The organism is Pseudomonas sp. W15Feb34, from assembly GCF_023127765.1.
GTDB lineage: Bacteria > Pseudomonadota > Gammaproteobacteria > Pseudomonadales > Pseudomonadaceae > Aquipseudomonas > Aquipseudomonas synxantha_A.
Map to the genome: position 1 here is coordinate 20,327 of NZ_SPKN01000026.1, position 18,173 is coordinate 38,499.

The following is an 18,173-nucleotide window of genomic DNA, read 5'->3' on the forward strand; positions in this document are numbered from 1 at the left end:
CCTTAGCGGTGCAGGTCTTCAAACCCGTCGCGCTCATCGGTTTGGGCCGCGCGGGTTGAAAGACGGTGTGTACGCTCCATTTGCCGAGTCAGGCGGAAGGCTTTTTCCAGCGCATCGGACAGTTTGCAGGTGGCCGTCACCACAAAAGATGAAAACACCAGCACCGCCAGGGCCACACCCACTTGCATCGGCGCCGGCTGGAACAACAGCCACAGCGTACAGGGCAACAGCACCAACGCCATCGAACTCAAGGTCATGTAGCGAAAGGCCGAGTAGCAGGACACCGCACTGACTGACATCCCTACGGTAAAGAGCATCACCAGTACCTGGGACACACGGTCATCGACCGGCATCACCGCCAGCGCTCCACCTCCCCAGATGCCAGCCGACAACATCAGCGTGATCCAGTAACGCCGCTCCCAACGCTTTGGGGTGCGCTCGCTGTCAGGGCAGCGAAACCACTGCACGAACATGTGCAGGCGCAGCAGTGACGAGCAACCCAGCAGCACCAGCCATACCAGAATGATTCGATGATCGAAGCGATCCCAGCACAGCCAGCAGAGCATGGCGGCGCCCAGATAACTACCGAAGACGGCCGAGAACGACTGGCGAAACAGTTGGTGCAACCGGTCGGTTCGCACTTGCTGCTCGATGATGGGGTCCTGATCTTGCCCATGCCCAAGGCTGTTCATGCAATGCGCCTGTGTCGATTGCGACGGCAAAGGCGCCATTGTGGCACCCTGCCAGTATCGGGAACAACTGCATCCGCCAATCCAGTGCACTTACAGCTCCTGCGGACGCAGAATCAACACGCCCAGCGGCGGCAGGTTCAACGACAGCGACATCGGTTGCCCATGACGCGGCTCATCCTGGGTGAACACCTCTCCCCCATTGCCAAAGTTGGAACCGGCGTAAGTGTCCGCATCACTGTTGATCACCTCACTCCAACGCCCGCCGAACGGCACCCCAACCGCGTAGCCTTCACGCGGCACCGGGGTGAAGTTAGCAACCACCAGCACCGGCCGGCCATCCTTGCTCCAGCGCAGCCAGGCGTAAACACTGTTGATCGCATCATCGCCAATCAGCCACTGGAAGCCTTGGGGCGCATCATCCTGTTCATGCAGCGCCGGCTCCTCGCGGTACAGGCGGTTCAAATCGCCCACCAGCTTTTGCACACCACGGTGCTCAGGGTATTGCAGCAGATACCAGTCCAGTTGCTGGTCGTGGTTCCATTCGCGCCACTGGCCAAATTCGCAGCCCATGAACAACAGCTTCTTGCCCGGGTGCATCCACATGAAACTCAGATAGGCGCGCAGGTTGGCAAACTTCTGCCAGCGATCTCCCGGCATCTTGTCGATCAGCGAGTGCTTGCCGTGCACCACTTCATCGTGTGAGATCGGCAAGATAAACCGCTCGGACCAGGCATATACCAGGCCGAAGCTCAGCTCGTTGTGATGATGGGCGCGGTACACCGGGTCTTGCTGGATGTAGTGCAGCGAGTCATGCATCCAGCCCATGTTCCACTTGTAATTGAACCCCAGGCCACCTTGTTGGGTAGGCTGGCTGACCCCCGGCCACGCCGTCGATTCCTCGGCGATCACCAGCGCGCCGGGCGCTTCAAGGGCGACCACGTCGTTCAAATGCCGCAGAAAATCGATGGCTTCCAGGTTCTCGCGCCCGCCATGGCGGTTGGGCACCCACTCGCCGGCCTTGCGCGAATAATCGCGGTACAACATCGAAGCCACCGCATCCACCCGTAGCCCATCCACATGAAAATGCTTGAGCCAGTGCAGGGCCGAGGCCAGCATGAAGCCGTGCACTTCCGTACGGCCCAGGTTGTAGATCAGCGTGTCCCAGTCCTGGTGAAAGCCCTCCAGCGGGTTGGCATACTCGTACAGCGCTGTGCCGTCGAACTGCGCCAGGCCGTGGGTATCGGTGGGGAAATGCGCCGGCACCCAATCGAGAATCACGCCGATATCCGCCTGGTGACAGGCATTGACGAACCAGGCGAAATCCTCGGGCGATCCAAAGCGTGCACTCGGGGCGAATTGCGACAAAGCCTGATAGCCCCAGGAACCACCAAAGGGGTGCTCCATGATCGGCATCAGCTCGATATGGGTGAAGCCCAGTTGCTGCACGTAGGGGATCAAGCGCTCCGCCAGTTCACGCCAGCCGTATTGACGGGCGACCTCGCCGGTCTCGTCCAGCTCGCACTGCCAGGAGCCCACGTGCAGCTCGTAGATCGACAACGGCGCCGTGGATTTCTGCTTGTCACCCCGGGCTTGCATCCACTCATGGTCTTGCCAGTCCACCTGCAACGGTGCGGCGACCTTGGAGGCCGTGTCGGGCGGCAGTTGGGTGGCCAGCGCCACCGGGTCGGCCTTGAGCGGCAGGATCCCATGGGCCCCGAGGATTTCGTATTTGTAGGCAGCGCCCGGCTGCAAACGCGGGATAAAAATCTCCCACACACCGGAGGGGTGACGCAGGCGCATCGGATGGCGGCGACCGTCCCAGATATTGAAATCGCCAACTACCGAAACCCGCCGCGCATTCGGTGCCCACACCGCAAAGCGCACACCTTGCACGCCATCGACACTGGTCTCCTGGGCCCCCAGGCAACTGCCCAGGTCGCGGTGATTGCCTTCGGCAAACAGGTAAAGGTCCATTTCCCCCAACAGCAATTGACTGAAGCTGTAGGGGTCTTCGGTAATCTGTTCACCGCCCGCCCACTGGATTTTCAGCAGGTACGGCTGGCGCGTGCTGAACTGCCCGACAAACAAGCCTGGCACCTGGGTTGCATCGAGGCCGCCCAGCACTTCACCGCCATCCCGGCTGAGTACCTGAACGCTGAGCGCCTCGGGCAGAAAGGCGCGAATAAACTGCCCGCCCTGCTCGTCGTCATGCGGGCCCAGGATCGAGAACGGATCCGGGTGTTCGGCGCGTACCAGCGCTTCGACGTCCTTGGACGCCGGCAATGCAGTCAACTTGGGCTGCAGCGGTTCTTTATGTGTAAAACTCATGACGTCTCCCCACCGCGTACAGGTTTCGATTTAGGTGTAAGCCCGCTCAGCAAGCCATGCAGCCCTTGCAAGGGCACCGGCAACCAGGTCGGGCGATTTTCCGCTTCGTAGGCCACTTCGTACGCGGCCTTTTCCAGGCTGAACAACGTCAGCGCTGCGTCCTGGCCGTTGGCATCCTGCCAATCATGCGCCAGTGTAGACGTCGCCGTCTGATAAGCCTGAGTAAATGCCTGGCGGGCTTCACTCAGATAGCGATCGGTGACGCGCTTGCGCGCAGTGTTGGCTTGCGGTGTCTGATCCACTGCTTGCACATTCAGGGCCATGGCCGCCGCGTAGTCAAAGGAGCGCAGCACTCCGCTCACATCTTTATAGGGGCTGTGCTTGCCGCGCCGCTCATGCAACGGCCGCGCAGGTTCCCCTTCAAAGTCGATCAGGTACGCGTCGCCCTTGACCACCAGCACCTGGCCCAGGTGCAAGTCACCGTGGACACGAATCCGCAGCCCGCCGACCGTGGCCTTCGCCAACGCCTGGACATGCCCGGCGATGGCTTTTTTGTGTACCAGTAACTCACTGACCAACGCCTGGTCAGCGGGGTTCAACTGGCTTTGATGAAGCTTGAGCAATTGCAGCGCACGCTCGATCTGCGCGCCGACATCCTTGGCCCAGGCCTGAGTATCCTTGGCGGTGGTGACTTGCGGTTGGAAGTCCTTGTCATCCGTTGGCGCACCCAGCACCCGATGCATTTCCCCCAGGCGCTGGCCGAGCGCCGCGGCGAAATCCGCCAGTTCGCCAAGGGCGTTGTAGTGCTGCTCCTGTTCAGAAATGGCCTCGGCCAACTCGTCGCGGATCGCCCGTTCCAGGTTGTTCTGGGTCCAGCTCCAGGCATCGCCCTGGTTGCTCAGGTAGCCCTGGGCAATCATCAGCAGGTTGTCCTGCCCCTGCCCGTCGCGGCGGCTCATAAAGCCCAGCAAAGGCGAGATATTCGGGTAGCCGGCGGCGGTCAGGTAGGCGCTCATTTCCAGCTCCGGGTGTACCCCGGCGCTGACTTTGCGAATCAGCTTGAGCACCAGGCTTTCGCCCACCACCACCGAACTGTTGGACTGCTCGGCAGACAAGTAACGCACCGGCGATTCGTGAGTCAGTTGCAGCCCGGCCAGGTGTCCGGTCGCCTCAAACCGCAGATCGCCCTCACTGGAGTTGAGCACGGTCCCTGCCTGCATGGCCTGGATGACTTCACGGATGAAAGGCTCAAGGCTGAAGGCATCGGTCACCAACCCTACCTGGCGAGTACGTCGCACCCGGGCCAGGGCCAATTGCTGGGGCAAGGCGCTGCTCACCTGATCTTCGCCGAGAAAGCCCAACGGCAGTTGATAACGGCTGACCTGACCGCCGCTGCTGACCTCGACTTCACTGAGCAATACCGGGTGCTGTGGGTCGCCAAAACGTACGCCGTAAGCGATGCGCACGCTGTCGATCGCCGTGTCTTTGCCGGCAAACCAGCGACGTTTGGGCAACCAGGCTGGCAATGAGGTTTGTTCCAGGCTGGTGCGGCAAGGCTCTTCGAGTAATTCTTCCATGCGTTTTTTCAGTACCAGAGTGGTGAAGTCGGGCATGCTCTGCGCCGGTTCCACATGCCAGCTTGGCATCTGGTTTTCCGTCGCCAGCACAAACCAATAAAAGCCATAGGGCGCCAGGGTCAGCAGGAAATTCAGCTGGCCAATCGGTGGAAAGGCATTACCGCCGAGCATCTCCACCGGCACCATGCCGGCGAAGGCAGACAAGTCCAGCTCCGCCGCCTGGGCGCTGCGCGACACATTGGCCACGCACAGGATGATTTCGGTGTGGCCGTCTTCCCCCGTGTATTCACGGGTGTAAGCCAGGATGCGCCGATTGGTCGGCGAGAGCATTTTCAGGCTGCCACGGCCAAAGGCCTTGGACTGCTTGCGCACCGCGAGCATGCGCCGGGTCCAGTTCAGCAACGAATGCGGGTCCTGGGCCTGGGTCTCGACGTTGACCGATTGATAACCGTATTGCGGGTCCATGATCGGCGGCAATACAAGGCTGGCCGGGTTGGCACGGGAGAAGCCGCCATTGCGGTCGATAGACCACTGCATCGGCGTACGCACACCGTCGCGGTCGCCCAAGTAGATGTTGTCACCCATGCCGATCTCATCGCCGTAATACAAAGTCGGTGTGCCCGGCATCGACAACAACAGGCTGTTGAGCAACTCGACACGGCGACGATCACGCTCCATCAGCGGCGCCAGGCGTCGACGAATACCCAGGTTGATTCGGGCGCGGCGGTCTGCGGCGTAGTAGTTCCACAGGTAGTCTCGTTCTTTGTCGGTGACCATCTCCAGGGTCAGCTCATCATGGTTGCGCAGGAAGATCGCCCATTGGCAATTGGCGGGAATCTCCGGGGTCTGGCGCAGAATATCGGTGATGGGAAAGCGGTCTTCCTGGGCCAGCGCCATATACATGCGCGGCATCAGCGGGAAGTGGAAGGCCATATGGCATTCATCGCCGTCATCGCCTTTGCGCTCACCGAAATACAGCTGCGTGTCTTCGGGCCATTGGTTAGCTTCAGCCAGCAGCATTCGGTCGGGATAATGGGCATCTATTTCGGCGCGAATCTGCTTGAGGACGTCGTGGGTTTCAGCCAGGTTTTCGTTGTTGGTGCCGTCGCGTTCGATCAGGTAGGGGATGGCGTCCAGACGCAGGCCGTCAATGCCCAGGTCCAGCCAATAGCGCATCACCGACAGTACGGCCTTCATGACTTGCGGGTTATCGAAGTTGAGGTCGGGCTGGTGGGAGTAGAAGCGGTGCCAGAAGTACTGGCCGGCGACCGGGTCCCAGGTCCAGTTGGATTTTTCGGTATCGAGAAAAATGATGCGCGTGCCGTCGTACTTCTGGTCATCGTCCGACCACACGTAGAAGTCCCGCGCGGCCGAACCCGGCTTGGCCTTGCGCGCACGCTGGAACCAGGGGTGCTGGTCGGAGGTGTGGTTGATCACCAGCTCGGTAATTACCCGCAGCCCGCGTTTATGCGCCTCGGCGATGAAGCGTTTGGCATCGGCCATGGTCCCGTAGTCGCTGTGCACGCCACGGTATTCGGCAATATCGTAGCCGTCATCGCGACGTGGCGAGGGGTAGAACGGCAATAGCCAGATGGTGTTCACGCCAAGGTCGGCAATATAGTCGAGCTTGGCAATCAGCCCGGGGAAGTCACCGATGCCATCATTGTTGGAGTCAAAGTAGGATTTGACGTGAACCTGGTAAATCACCGCGTCCTTGTACCAGAGCGGGTCTTTGATGAAGGTGGCTGTCTTGGGTTTCTTCGCCATCGGGAACTCCTGAAAACACTAAAGTTCTGCAGACGGAATGCGATCCAGTGTGGGAGCTGGCTTGCCTGCGATAACGGTCTGTCAGTACCTGAAATGGTGGCTGACAAATCGCGATCGCAGGCAAGCCAGCTCCCACAGGGGAACTCCATCAGCCTGGGGAATGGGTGATGCGCCAGATTCCAAAGGGCATCTGCGGTTCAAGCCGTGTCCATTGGGTCTTGCCGTACCAGGTCCAACGGTGGCCGTTCATCAAGTCTTCACCCTGGGTCTGGGCGTCATCCGGCAGGCCCAGCTCCCACAGCGGTAGTTCAAAATGGGCTTCCTGAGCGTTAAAGGGATCGAGGTTGACTGCCACCAGAATGAAGTTGCTGCCATCTTCGCTGCGCTTGCCGAAATACAGGATGTTGTCGTTCCAGGCGTTGTAGAGCTTGAGCCCCAGGTGTGTGTGCAGGGCCGGGTTCTGCCGACGGATACGGTTGAGTTGGGCGATCTCGGCAATGATGTTGCCGGGGGCGGTGAAGTCCCGCGGGCGGATTTCGTACTTCTCCGAATCCAGGTATTCCTCCTTGCCCGGCACTGGCGCGGCTTCGCACAGTTCAAAGCCTGAATACATGCCCCACAGGCCCGAGCCCATGGCCGCCAGCGCGGCACGAATCAAGAAGCCGGCGCGCCCGGACTGGTGCAAAAAGCCTGGGTTGATATCCGGTGTATTGACGAAGAAGTTCGGCCGGTAGCATTCGCGCCACGGCGACTGGTTCAATTGCGTCAGGTACTCGCTCAACTCGGCCTTGGTATTGCGCCAGGTGAAGTAGGTGTAGCTCTGGGAATAGCCGACCTTGCCCAGGCGCGCCATCATCGCCGGAGTCGTAAAGGCCTCGGCGAGGAAGATCACCTCAGGGTATCTGGACCTGACATCACTGATCAGCCATTGCCAGAATGGCAGCGGCTTGGTGTGGGGATTATCGACGCGAAAGGTCTTCACGCCCTCGTCCACCCAACCCACCACAATATCGCGCAGCTCTGTCCATAAGCCCGGAATCGCATCCGCCGCATAAAAATCGACGTTAACGATGTCCTGGTACTTTTTCGGCGGGTTCTCTGCGTATTTAATCGTGCCATCGGGGCGCCAGTTGAACCAGCCAGGGTGCTGTTCAAGCCACGGATGGTCCTGGGAGCATTGGATGGCAAAGTCCAGCGCAATTTCCAGGCCGTGGTCGGCAGCGGCTTTGACCAGGCGACGGAAATCCTCACGACTGCCCAGTTGCGGGTGAATCGCCTCGTGCCCGCCCTCCTCGCTGCCGATGGCATAGGGGCTGCCCGGATCATCGGGGCCGGCGGTGAGTGAGTTGTTCTTACCCTTGCGATGGCTGCGGCCGATGGGATGGATCGGCGGGAAATACAGCACGTCAAAGCCCATGTCGTGGATCATCGACAAGCGCGAGTGCACGTCATTGAATGTGCCGTGGCGGGCCGGATCGTCGGTGATCGAGCGGGGAAACAGCTCATACCAACTGGCGAACTGCGCCGCCTCACGCTCTACGTCAATCGGGTAGGCGGGGCTGATGCTCAGATAAGCGCGATGATCGGCCTGGGTCATCAGGTGTGCACTGTCTTCGTGCAGGAACAACGCCACCTGCTCGGTTTCCAGCAGGCCCGACAATTCGTGGTGCAGCAACATCAAGCGGTCGCGCAATTCGTTGTCACTGCGCTCGGCGGCCTGCAACAGCAGGCTACGACCCTCCTGCAATTCAAGGCTGACCGGCACCCCGGCCTCGTGTTTCTTGCGCAGTTCATAGCAGAAGCTGGCGAAGGTATCGATCCATGCCTCGATGCAGTATTCATGCGGGCCGAGGTGCGCGACGGTGAACGCGCCCTCCCAGCCATTGTTACCGACATCGGTCATGACGACGCTGTGCCAGCTTTCATCCTCCAGCGCGTGCCAGCGGATCAGCACCGCCAGTTTGTCGTGGCCATCGGCGAACACTTTACTGGTGACATTGACGCGCTGGCTGACCACGGCCTTGACGGCAAATTCCCCCTTGTCGATCACCGGCATGGTGCTTTCGATAGCGATCCTGGGTAACAACAGCGCTTGCGACAACGGCAGTGCGCAGCCCTCTGGAGCCAGTGTTTCAGCAGTCATCGAGCATCTTCCCCTTACGCCCCGTGGACGCTCTTTGCTTGATCCGAATTCAAGTACGGCGACGCTCTCCCTGAGCAGAGCCGTTTAAAGTCCGAGCCTGGGCGCGCGGCAAAAGTTCAGGTGGATATGTGGCCGCCGGGCGGGGAATCAATTCCCCAAGGCAATGGTCCACCCATAGAGCCAAGCACAAAGGAGGCCACACTGATGAATATCCCAATACCCCCTGAGCCCGAAGATCCGAATATCGATGCCCCGCCCTTGCCGCCTTCGGAGCCGACGCCGGCGCCAAAGCAGGAACCCCCTGAAGATGAGCCACCCGCAGCGCAAGAACCGCCCACGACCACGCCGCCGGTCATCGTCTGAGTCACAATGATGGAGGTTCGCTCGGGACGGGCCAGGCTGTTCTTCAGCTCGAGCGAGCCGCAAAAAAATCGAACTCTCCTACAGACACTGGGAACAAGCCTGAATGCTCGCGTGACTGCAGGTTTATATATTTACCTCGCACTCAACCCATCTTCCGATGGGAAGTTCTGATCCTATCGCGAGGACACCATGTCGACTATCAACCCTCAGCACTTTTCCCGCACGCAGCCATCGCCACCTGGACACTCCAGCGGCGCCCACGCTCAGGGCCGGCCAACACAGCAGCAGGTGGATGCGTTGCTCAACGCTGGCCCGAACTGGTCCGTTACGCCCAAGGCACCGGACCGTGCACAGCAATCGCCTGACACGCGTTCCAATCAGACCTCTCCTGAGCAACACGCAGACGCGACGAAACGCGTGAGCGATACTCATACACTATTGACCCCGGAAACAATCAACGCGCTACAGGGTAATCCGGACTCTGCCCAATCTCGTGCAATCAAGTCCGAACTCGAATGGATTTTTCAGCCAGAAAACAGGCGCGCAGCGTTACGTGGGCCCGACGCCAAAGCGAACCGCAAAAAATTTGAAGAGATGAGCGTCGTGCTCAATGCCGGTGCCAGGAACCTGAACTCAGCCAAGCACAAAACAACAGAAGAGGTAATGAATAAATTCGCCTTTAAAAATATCGAGACCCTGCTCGGGGCATTTGACGGCGACGCCTCGAGCTCTTTTGGCCGTCTCGATAACTCACTCGCAGAGTTAGCCAAAATCAAACAACACTATTCCAGGATGGACTCGACCTATAAAACCTTAAGCAATACCTGCGATTCGCTGGCCAAGGAAAAGCTCGACGCGTCACAAGCAGATGCCACGCCACCGCCATCGGCCTCCGACACTGGCCACGACAGCTCTGCAACCTACAGCTTCCGCTCTGCCAGTGAATCCACACTCGAATCTCCTCAAGAGATCCGGAATTTCAAATCCCAAGACAAACTGAACCTGACCGGCATTCAGAAACAGTTGAACACCCCGCTGCGATGGGTTGAGCGCACCCCAGAGTCGATCGGGGAGATACAGATTCAATATTCGCCCAATAAAAATGTCAGCGTGGTAGTCATTGCTGATGCTCCAGGCAAGCCACCCTTTGTACTGAAGGTGTTTGGTGAGGTGCGCCAAAGCAACATCGTGACCTGATGGCTGGGTATCACTTTTCCACTAACTTGACGATTCTCGGCATGATGCTGAACACCGCCAGGGCCAGCAACGTACTGAGTACCGCCGTCGATTCACGCCCCATGCCCGCCGCCACCCCGATGGCGGCGGTCATCCACAACCCGGCAGCCGTGGTCAGGCCCTTCACATGCTGGCCCTCTTCATCTTCCTTGCCCTTGAGGATAGTGCCGGCGCCAAGGAAGCCGATGCCCGCAATCACCCCTTGAACCACCCGGCTCATGGCGTCTGCCTGGTTGCCGGACATCTGCGGCACCAGCACGAACAGCGCCGCGCCAAGCGCCACCAGCATATGAGTGCGCACGCCCGCCGCCTTGCCCTTGTGTTCACGCTCAAAACCCAGGATGCCACCCAGGATCGCAGCGATCAGCAGGCGCACAGTCACTTGAGTGAGTTGCCGGGCATCGGCGATGTCGGCGAACTCGGCTTGCAGGGTTTGCCACACTTGTTGCCACCAGACGTCCACGGATGCGCTCCTTTTATTATGAGTAAAGAATAGACCGCACAGACCGCCAGTCAGTTGCCCGGAACCCGTGCGCATGGCAGTCGCCTAACGCTGCACAGTTCACAAAACGGAGATCGTCATGACCGTACGCATCGAAAATCATCTGTGCTACTTCACGCTCGACGAAAACGGCCAGGAACAAAGCCTGCCCGCCACCCGGGTGACCATCCTTACCGATCACGACAAAGCCATGTCTTATCTGGAATTGGCGGGTTCTCGCATCTACATCACCGAAGCCGAGGCGGACGCCCTGACGGTTGAAGGCGCCACCGATGGCCGTCAGCATGTGAGGGCCGACGAACCGGGTTCGGTGATTTAATTGATCTGCGTCAGCCCCTTCGATCGATCGCTGCACCTTATTGACGCTGGGGTGCAGCACATTGACGCAGATGGGTACATCCAGCCCATCTGATCCGCTTTATATCGCCATACCTGAGTCTGTTATGCAAACAGCCTGTCGCCCATAGTGCATTGGCCTGATGGAGGCTGATGAGCGAACGACCATGAGCGAACGAATCCCAACCGTGGAAACCTTTGAGCCCATACACCCAAAGAAGGTGAAGGCCAAATCCAGCGATAACCTGATCCATACCCGCAGCTTTACCGGCCTGTTCCGCACCTTGCGTGTCAGTGGAGCGGCTTTGCTGTTCCTGGCCTTTTTCGGCACCGTATGGCTGAACTGGGGTGGGCGCCAGGCCGTGCTGTGGGACCTGGCGCACAGCAAGTTCCACATTTTCGGCGCCACCTTCTGGCCGCAGGACTTTATCCTGCTCTCGGCGCTGCTGATCATCTGTGCCTTCGGCCTGTTTGCGATCACGGTGTTTGCCGGCCGCGTCTGGTGCGGTTATACCTGCCCGCAAAGCTCGTTCACGTGGCTGTTCATGTGGTGTGAAAAGATCACCGAGGGCGAGCGCAACCAGCGTATCAAGCTGCAGGCGGCCCCGTGGAGCCTGAACAAACTCGCGCGACGCTCAGCCAAACATACGCTGTGGCTGGGCATCAGCGTGCTGACCGGGCTGACCTTTGTCGGCTACTTCACGCCCATCCGCCCTCTCGCCGTCGAACTGCTGACCTGGCAAATCGGCGGGGTGAGCTTGTTCTGGGTGCTGTTTTTCACGGGCGCTACCTACATCAATGCCGGCTGGTTACGCGAAGCGGTGTGCATGCATATGTGCCCGTATGCGCGATTCCAAAGCGTAATGTTTGATAAAGACACCCTGACCATTTCCTACGATACCGCCCGCGGCGAACGCCGTGGCCCGCGCAAACGCGAAGTGCAGCCAGCCGATGCAGGGCTTGGTGATTGCATTGATTGCCAGCTGTGCGTGCAGGTTTGCCCTACCGGCATCGATATCCGCGACGGCCTGCAAATGGAATGTATCGGCTGCGCGGCCTGCATTGATGCCTGCGACTCGATCATGGACAAAATGGGCTATGCCCGGGGTTTGGTGAGCTACACCAGTGAACACCAACTGCAGGGTGGCAAGACTCATCTGCTCAGGCCACGCCTGATCGGCTACAGTGCCGTACTGCTGGTAATGATTGCCGCGTTGGTGGTGGCCTTGATTGAACGGCCGATGGTGTCGCTGGATGTCACCAAGGACCGCGGCATGTTTCGCGAAAACAGCCAGGGTTTGATCGAGAACATCTACAGCCTCAAGGTCATCAACAAGACCCAGCAACGCCAGGACTACCGGGTGGAACTGGTGGATGCCGACGGGTTCCAGTTGCAAGGCAAGACCCGGATCAGCCTGGCGCCCGGAGAAATCGTCGATATGCCGGTGTCAGTGGCACTGCTGGCCGAGAAGCCGGCGAGCAGCTCGCAGAGCCTGCGCTTCAAGGTGACAGATGTGGATGAGCCCTGGATCTACAGCGCCGCAGACAGTCGCTTCGTCGCGCCGTTGAACCGCTGACAATCCGCCAATGTGGGAGGGGGCTTGCTCCCGATAGCGGTGGGTCAGAACAGTTTTGGTTACTGACACCCCCTCATCGGGACATAGGTATCTACACAATTTTTTAGGTTGTAGAAGCCGACGGTAACTACGATGCGAAGCGAGCCGCTCTTGATCTGTTTTTGATCTTAAGCGCCCCGTCAAACCACGCTGGCCGGAATTCGACAGGGATTCTGGGCCGGCATTCCGGCTTTTCGAAAGTGACCCGCTGTAAGAGCGGAACCATAAGTGGCCGTTACCGCAGCAATGGATATGTACTCGGTATAACTGTGTCGGCTGCCTGGCCGCCTTCGCGAGCAAGCCCGCTCCCACATTTGGATCTCCGAGCATCAGATAGATATGCGCTGGCTGACTGGTCGTCACGGGAGCAAGCTCCCTCGCCACAGGTACAGCGCCGTACCAAAAATGTGTAGATACCTATGCTAATCGTGGGCAAGCTCCCACACACACTTACCCGGCGTACAGATTGAAAACTGTTTAAGGCTGCCATGAAACGCTACGAAAAATTCGCCGATGACATCGCAGAACTGATCCGCTCCGGCGTCCTTGGCCCAGGTCAGCGCGTACCGTCGGTGCGCTATGCCAGCCAGACCTACGGCGTCAGCCCGTCTACCGTGTTCCAAGCGTATTACTTGCTGGAACGCCGTGGCCTGATTCGCGCGCGGCCGCGTTCGGGCTACTTCGTCAACACCCATGCGCCGAGCCCGTTTTCCGAGCCAGTGGTGAGCGAGCAGGTGCATGAGTCCACCCATGTGGACGTCAGTGAATTGGTGTTTTCGGTACTCGATTCCATCAAAGACCCCAATACAGTGCCCTTCGGCTCGGCCTTCCCCAGCCCGATGCTGTTCCCGTTGCCGCGCCTGGCCCGCTCCCTGGCCAGCGCCAGCCGCGAAATGGACCCGCGCCTGGTGGTCACCGACATGTCGCCGGGCAACCCGCAACTGCGCCGGCAGATTGCCCTGCGCTACATGGTCGGCGGCCTGATGCTGCCCATGGAGGAGCTGCTGATTACCAACGGTGCCCTCGAAGCGCTGAACCTGTGCCTGCAAGCCGTGACTGAACCGGGCGACCTGGTTGCGATCGAGGCACCAGCGTTCTACGCCTGCCTGCAAGTGCTGGAGCGCCTGAAACTCAAGGCCGTGGAAATCCCGGTGCACCCGCGCGATGGTATTGACCTGAACGCCTTGGCACAAAGTCTTGAGCGCTACCCAATCAAGGCCTGCTGGACCATGACCAGCTTCCAGAACCCCATGGGCGCCACCCTGCCCGAAGCAAAAAAACAGGCGCTGGTAGAGCTGTTGCGCAGCCATCAGGTGCCGTTGATCGAAGATGATGTCTATGCCGAGTTGTACTACGGGCAACACGCGCCAAAACCGGCCAAGGCGTTTGATACCGAAGGGCTGGTGATGCACTGCGGTTCCTTTGCCAAGAGCCTGGCACCGGGCTACCGCGTCGGCTGGGTCGCGGCCGGGCGCTTTGCGCAGAAGGTCGAGCGCCTGAAACTGATGACCTCGCTGTGCCCGTCGATGCCGGCCCAGGCGGCGATTGCCGACTACCTGCAACACGGCGGCTATGACCGGCATCTGCGCAAATTGCGCTATGCCCTGGAAGAACAGCAAAGCGCCATGCTGGCGGCCATCGCCCGCTACTTCCCGGCCCAGACACGGGTCAGCCAGCCGGCGGGCGGTTATTTTCTGTGGTTGGAATTGCCGGAGCAAACCGACTCGCTGAAATTGTTCCAGATGGCCCTGGCCCAAGGCATCAGCATCGCACCGGGGCCGATTTTTTCAGCGACCCAGCGCTTCAGAAACTGCATACGCTTGAACTATGGCAGCCCATGGAACGAAGCCTCGGAAAAGGCCATGGAGACGCTGGGGCGGATAGTGCGGTCTTTTTAACGGCGCGAAACACAGCCCGTGGAACCGTGTGCCATCAGGAACCACCTAGCTATGCCTATCCTCATGTCGAGATCGTCATGCGCATCAACCCTCTTGCGGCATCGACCGCCTATCGGCTTGGCGAAGGTCGCCCTGAAAATAACTGGCTTATTGCGCCGACTGCGCTCGAAGAACCTCCCGTCGGTGACCGTCGTACCACCCGGCAGATCATCAACGCCAATCCTGCGCTCAAGCACCTGTTCAAGCGCCGCGATAGCTACCCGGTGACAGACTTGCTCAAGCGCCGACTGGGGGACTGGACATTCGCCAACCCTGATGCCAAGGCCAGGGCCCACGCGGCCTATAACCTGGCGAGGGTGATTAACGTCCTCGACAATGTGAATGATCGCCGCGTCGGTAACAGCGAACGACACGACGGCAAGATCAATGGCTTTCACAACGCCGGCTATTCCACCCGAAAGAACTCAGAAGCCCGTCTACTTGTAGCATTCGCGGAAAACGGCTACGACGTGCTGCAAAACCTCGGGCAGTAAGCTGCTTTTCAGCGTCCGCCCCCTAGGTCTAAAAAGGTGCCGGTGGCGTATGAAGCCTTGTCCGACAGCAACCAGATAATCGCCTCAGCCACTTCATCCGGACGCCCGCCACGCGCCATGGGGATACCGGACTCCAACTTGCTGACGCGGTCCGGGTCGCCGCTCAGGGCGTGGAAATCGGTAAAGATATAACCAGGGCGTACCGCGTTGACTCGAATGCCTTCACCTGCGACTTCTTTGGACAGACCGAGGGTGAAGGTATCCAGAGCGCCCTTGGACGCAGCGTAGTCCACATACTCACCTGGCGACCCCAGCCGCGCCGCCACCGAGGACACGTTGACGATACTGCCACCCTGCCCGCCATGCCGAGGCGACATACGCAGCACCGCGTGCTTGGCGCACAGGATCGGGCCCAGCACGTTGGTCTTCATGATCTTCAGGATACGAAACTCGGACATCTCGTCGACCCGCGACTTTTGCCCCACAGTACCGGCGTTGTTGACCAGCGCCGTGACACGCCCCAATTCGGCATCCACGCGATTGAACAGCGCTATCACTTCATCTTCGATGCTGACATCAGCGCGCACCGCAATGGCCTGGGCGCCGAGGCCGCGCACTTGTTCAAGCACGGCATGGGCAGCCTTCTCGTCCGACTGATAGTTAATGCAGATGCGATAACCTTCGCGAGCAGCCAGCAAGGCCGTCTCGGCGCCAATCCCGCGGCTGCCTCCGGTGATGATGACGACTTTGTCCATGGCTACGGTCTCCTGATTCAACCTTGATGGTTAGGGTTGGATCCAAGAATACCCGTCACTGATGGCTTTTGTCAGGCGCTGGCGCATCTTCGCCGGCGAGGATGTTTGCCATGAAATTGTCGGCCGGCAATGGATGCCCCAACAAATAGCCTTGCAAGGAATCACACCCCAGGCGGGTAAGGAAATTTTGCTGCGCATCGGTTTCCACGCCTTCGGCAACGATCCGCAAGTCCAGGGCCTGGCCGAGGGCGACAATGGCCGAGACGATGGCGGCGTCGTCGCTGTCGTGCTCCAGGTCGCGTACAAAGCCGCGGTCGATCTTCAACTCGTTGGCCGGCAGGCGCTTGAGGTACATCAGGCTGGAGTAACCGGTGCCAAAGTCATCGATGGACAGGTCCACACCCATGTCCGAGAGCTGCTGCAATACCGTCATGCTCGCATCGGCATCGCTCATGGCAGTGGTCTCGGTGATCTCCAGCGTGAGGCTGTTGGCGGGTAATTGGTGGCGCTCCAGAGCAGCCGCAACACTGTTGACCAACCCGGCATGACAGAACTGCAGCGCCGAAAGATTCACGGCGATGCGCCAGCGCTGATAACCCTGTGCGTACCACAGGCTCATCTGGCGGCAGGCTTCGTCGAGTACCCATTCACCGATGGCAATGATCAGCCCGGTTTTCTCCGCCAGCGCGATAAAAGCTGCCGGCAGCAACAAGCCCTGTTGCGGATGCTCCCAGCGCAACAACGCCTCGGCCCCCACGGCAATACCGCTCACCGCATCGAACTTGGGTTGGTAATACAAGCGAAACTCGCCGTGTTCAAGGGCATTGCGCAGGTCCTGCAACAATTGCAGTTGCTTGCGCGCATTGGTGTTCATTGACACATCGAAGAAGCTGTAGCCGTTCTTGCCCATGCCCTTGGCGTGATACATCGCCGCGTCGGCGTTCATCAACAGCTCCTGGGGGTTATTACCGTTGCCCGGGAACATGGCGATACCGATACTCGCGGAGATTTTCAGCTCATGCTCGGCCACCGTGAAAGCGCGGTTGATCAGACCGACCTGACGCTCGGCCAGGCCCATGGCATCGTCCGGTTGGGTCAATTGCACCAGCAACACGAACTCGTCACCGCCAATACGGGCCAGGGTGTCCTGGCTGCGCAAGTCCTCGCGCAGACGCAGGCCAACCTCGCGCAGCAGTTGATCGCCCATGTGATGACCGAAGGCATCGTTGACCGGCTTGAAGCCGTCCAGGTCGATAAACATCAGCGCAAAGCAACCGCCCTGCTCGTACACCGCCTGAATGCCTTGTTGAATGCGATCCGCCAGCAGTGTGCGATTGGGCAAGCCGGTGAGCATGTCGTGCAGTGCCAGGTGGGTCAGTTCCTGGTTGGCCAGGGTCAAGGAATCGGCGAGTACAGCGGTGCGCGCCTCCAGGCGGGCATCCAGCAAGGAGGTCAACAACGCTATGACCAACACCGCAAGGGAGGTCACCAAGACCAGGTTATCCAGGCCCTTGCCGCTCAAGCCCGTTAGCGCGGCACCGCAGAAACTATCATCGGCAAACTGCGCCGCGGCCATCCCGGTGTAGTGCATGCCGACAATGGCCACGCCCATCACCACCGCCGCCGCACCCCGCGCCAGGCGCACGTAAGGCGTATTGCGACGCAGGTTGAAGGCGATCCACAGCGCGGCGCCGGAGGCCATTACCGCGATCAACAACGAAGCGCCGAACAAGGTCGGGTCGTAGTCGATACCCGGGGTCATGCGCATCGCTGCCATGCCGGTGTAGTGCATGCTGGCGATACCGGCACCCATCACCAGCGCACCGAACGCCAGTTGCCAGGCCGGCAGACGTGGCTGGCTGACCAGCCATAAGGCGAAGCCACTGGATAACACAGCGATCAACAGCGACAGCGCAGTGATGCCCAGGTCAAACCCGAGGGCAAACGGCAGGCGCAGGGCCAACATGCCGATAAAGTGCATGGACCAGATGCCCACGCCCATGGCTGCTGCGCCGCCGGTAATCCATAAGTAAACGGCACGCCCCTTCGTCGTAGCGATACGCCCGGCCAGGTCCAACGCGGTGTAGGACGCCAGCATTGCAACGCACAGGGAAATCACGACCAGGGAGGTTGAATAGCTACCGATCAACATGGGGCTTCTCGCAGGCAACAGGGCGTAAAAGCCCATGCCGGGTGGCAAAGCGGGCGATTGTAGCGAGAATGATTCTGGGGCAGGTGATTAATTAAGCAGATAGCCATTAGTCATTTTTTGGCGTCAATCTGCTGGCTTCATGCGGGTATTTTTCAATACCTATGGGAGGGGGCCTCCCCACTGTAGGAGCGAGTTTGCTTGCGAAAAATCATAGGCGCCGCGTGTATTCATGAAACACGCGTTATCGTTGACGTTTTTCGCGAGCAAGCTCGCGC

The 18,173-nt window shown here is 59.6% G+C and carries 12 protein-coding genes and 1 pseudogene; 6 read left to right on the plus strand and 7 right to left on the minus strand.

The genetic code is table 11. The annotated features are described in order from the left end of the window. Nucleotides 1–32: 32 nt before the first annotated feature. The 4 genes and pseudogenes from E4O97_RS12720 to E4O97_RS12735 form a co-directional block, all read right to left on the minus strand. Nucleotides 33–731, minus strand: a pseudogene (locus tag E4O97_RS12720) (GGDEF domain-containing protein); the annotation flags it as partial. 51 nt (nt 732–782) lie between these two features. Continuing rightward, entirely contained in the window at nt 783–3,020 is a 2,238-nt protein-coding gene (gene glgB / locus E4O97_RS12725) for a 1,4-alpha-glucan branching protein GlgB (RefSeq protein ID WP_248161444.1), read from the minus strand. Continuing rightward, nucleotides 3,017–6,364: a maltose alpha-D-glucosyltransferase gene (gene treS / locus E4O97_RS12730; RefSeq protein ID WP_248161445.1), complete on the minus strand. Its 3,348-nt coding sequence runs from the start codon at nt 6,362–6,364 to the stop codon at nt 3,017–3,019. Before treS ends, glgB begins: the two co-directional genes overlap by 4 nt. Before the next feature lie 148 nt (nt 6,365–6,512). After that, nucleotides 6,513–8,507 carry an alpha-1,4-glucan--maltose-1-phosphate maltosyltransferase gene (locus tag E4O97_RS12735; protein WP_248161446.1) on the minus strand — a complete coding sequence of 665 codons (1,995 nt, stop codon included), beginning with the start codon at nt 8,505–8,507 and terminating at the stop codon, nt 6,513–6,515. Between the two features lie 204 nt (nt 8,508–8,711). Here E4O97_RS12735 and E4O97_RS12740 point away from each other — a divergent pair, with 204 nt between their 5' ends. Then, nucleotides 8,712–8,870, plus strand: a complete 159-nt coding sequence (locus tag E4O97_RS12740; RefSeq protein WP_164699486.1) for a hypothetical protein — start codon at nt 8,712–8,714, stop codon at nt 8,868–8,870. Between the two features lie 189 nt (nt 8,871–9,059). Next, nucleotides 9,060–10,067 carry a M10 family metallopeptidase C-terminal domain-containing protein gene (locus E4O97_RS12745; RefSeq protein WP_248161447.1) on the plus strand — a complete coding sequence of 336 codons (1,008 nt, stop codon included), beginning with the start codon at nt 9,060–9,062 and terminating at the stop codon, nt 10,065–10,067. Between the two features lie 10 nt (nt 10,068–10,077). Here the strand turns inward: E4O97_RS12745 and E4O97_RS12750 are convergent, their stop codons facing one another. Further along, nucleotides 10,078–10,569, minus strand: coding sequence for an MgtC/SapB family protein (locus E4O97_RS12750; protein WP_005788557.1), 492 nt, complete (start codon nt 10,567–10,569; stop codon nt 10,078–10,080). Nucleotides 10,570–10,687: 118 nt separating this feature from the next. Here E4O97_RS12750 and E4O97_RS12755 point away from each other — a divergent pair, with 118 nt between their 5' ends. The 4 genes from E4O97_RS12755 (at nt 10,688) to E4O97_RS12770 (ending at nt 14,991) form a co-directional block, all read left to right on the plus strand. Further along, on the plus strand, nt 10,688–10,927 hold the full coding sequence (locus E4O97_RS12755; RefSeq protein WP_248161448.1) for a DUF3203 family protein: 240 nt from the start codon (nt 10,688–10,690) through the stop codon (nt 10,925–10,927). Between the two features lie 184 nt (nt 10,928–11,111). Next, entirely contained in the window at nt 11,112–12,521 is a 1,410-nt protein-coding gene (gene ccoG / locus E4O97_RS12760; protein WP_032875737.1) for a cytochrome c oxidase accessory protein CcoG, read from the plus strand. Nucleotides 12,522–13,048: 527 nt separating this feature from the next. Next, nucleotides 13,049–14,458 (plus strand): GntR family transcriptional regulator MpaR, encoded by a 1,410-nt coding sequence (mapR, locus tag E4O97_RS12765; protein ID WP_005788562.1) that lies wholly within the window; start codon nt 13,049–13,051, stop codon nt 14,456–14,458. Nucleotides 14,459–14,535: 77 nt separating this feature from the next. Then, on the plus strand, nt 14,536–14,991 hold the full coding sequence (locus tag E4O97_RS12770; RefSeq protein ID WP_248161449.1) for a hypothetical protein: 456 nt from the start codon (nt 14,536–14,538) through the stop codon (nt 14,989–14,991). An 8-nt stretch (nt 14,992–14,999) separates the two neighbouring features. On the opposite strand, the gene E4O97_RS12775 is transcribed toward E4O97_RS12770, so the two are convergent. Further along, the gene (locus E4O97_RS12775) at nt 15,000–15,746 is read right to left on the minus strand and encodes an SDR family oxidoreductase (RefSeq protein WP_032875743.1); all 747 of its coding nucleotides are present in this window, start codon (nt 15,744–15,746) and stop codon (nt 15,000–15,002) included. A gap of 55 nt (nt 15,747–15,801) precedes the next feature. Beyond that, on the minus strand, nt 15,802–17,898 hold the full coding sequence (locus E4O97_RS12780; RefSeq protein ID WP_248161450.1) for an EAL domain-containing protein: 2,097 nt from the start codon (nt 17,896–17,898) through the stop codon (nt 15,802–15,804). Nucleotides 17,899–18,173: the final 275 nt, after the last annotated feature.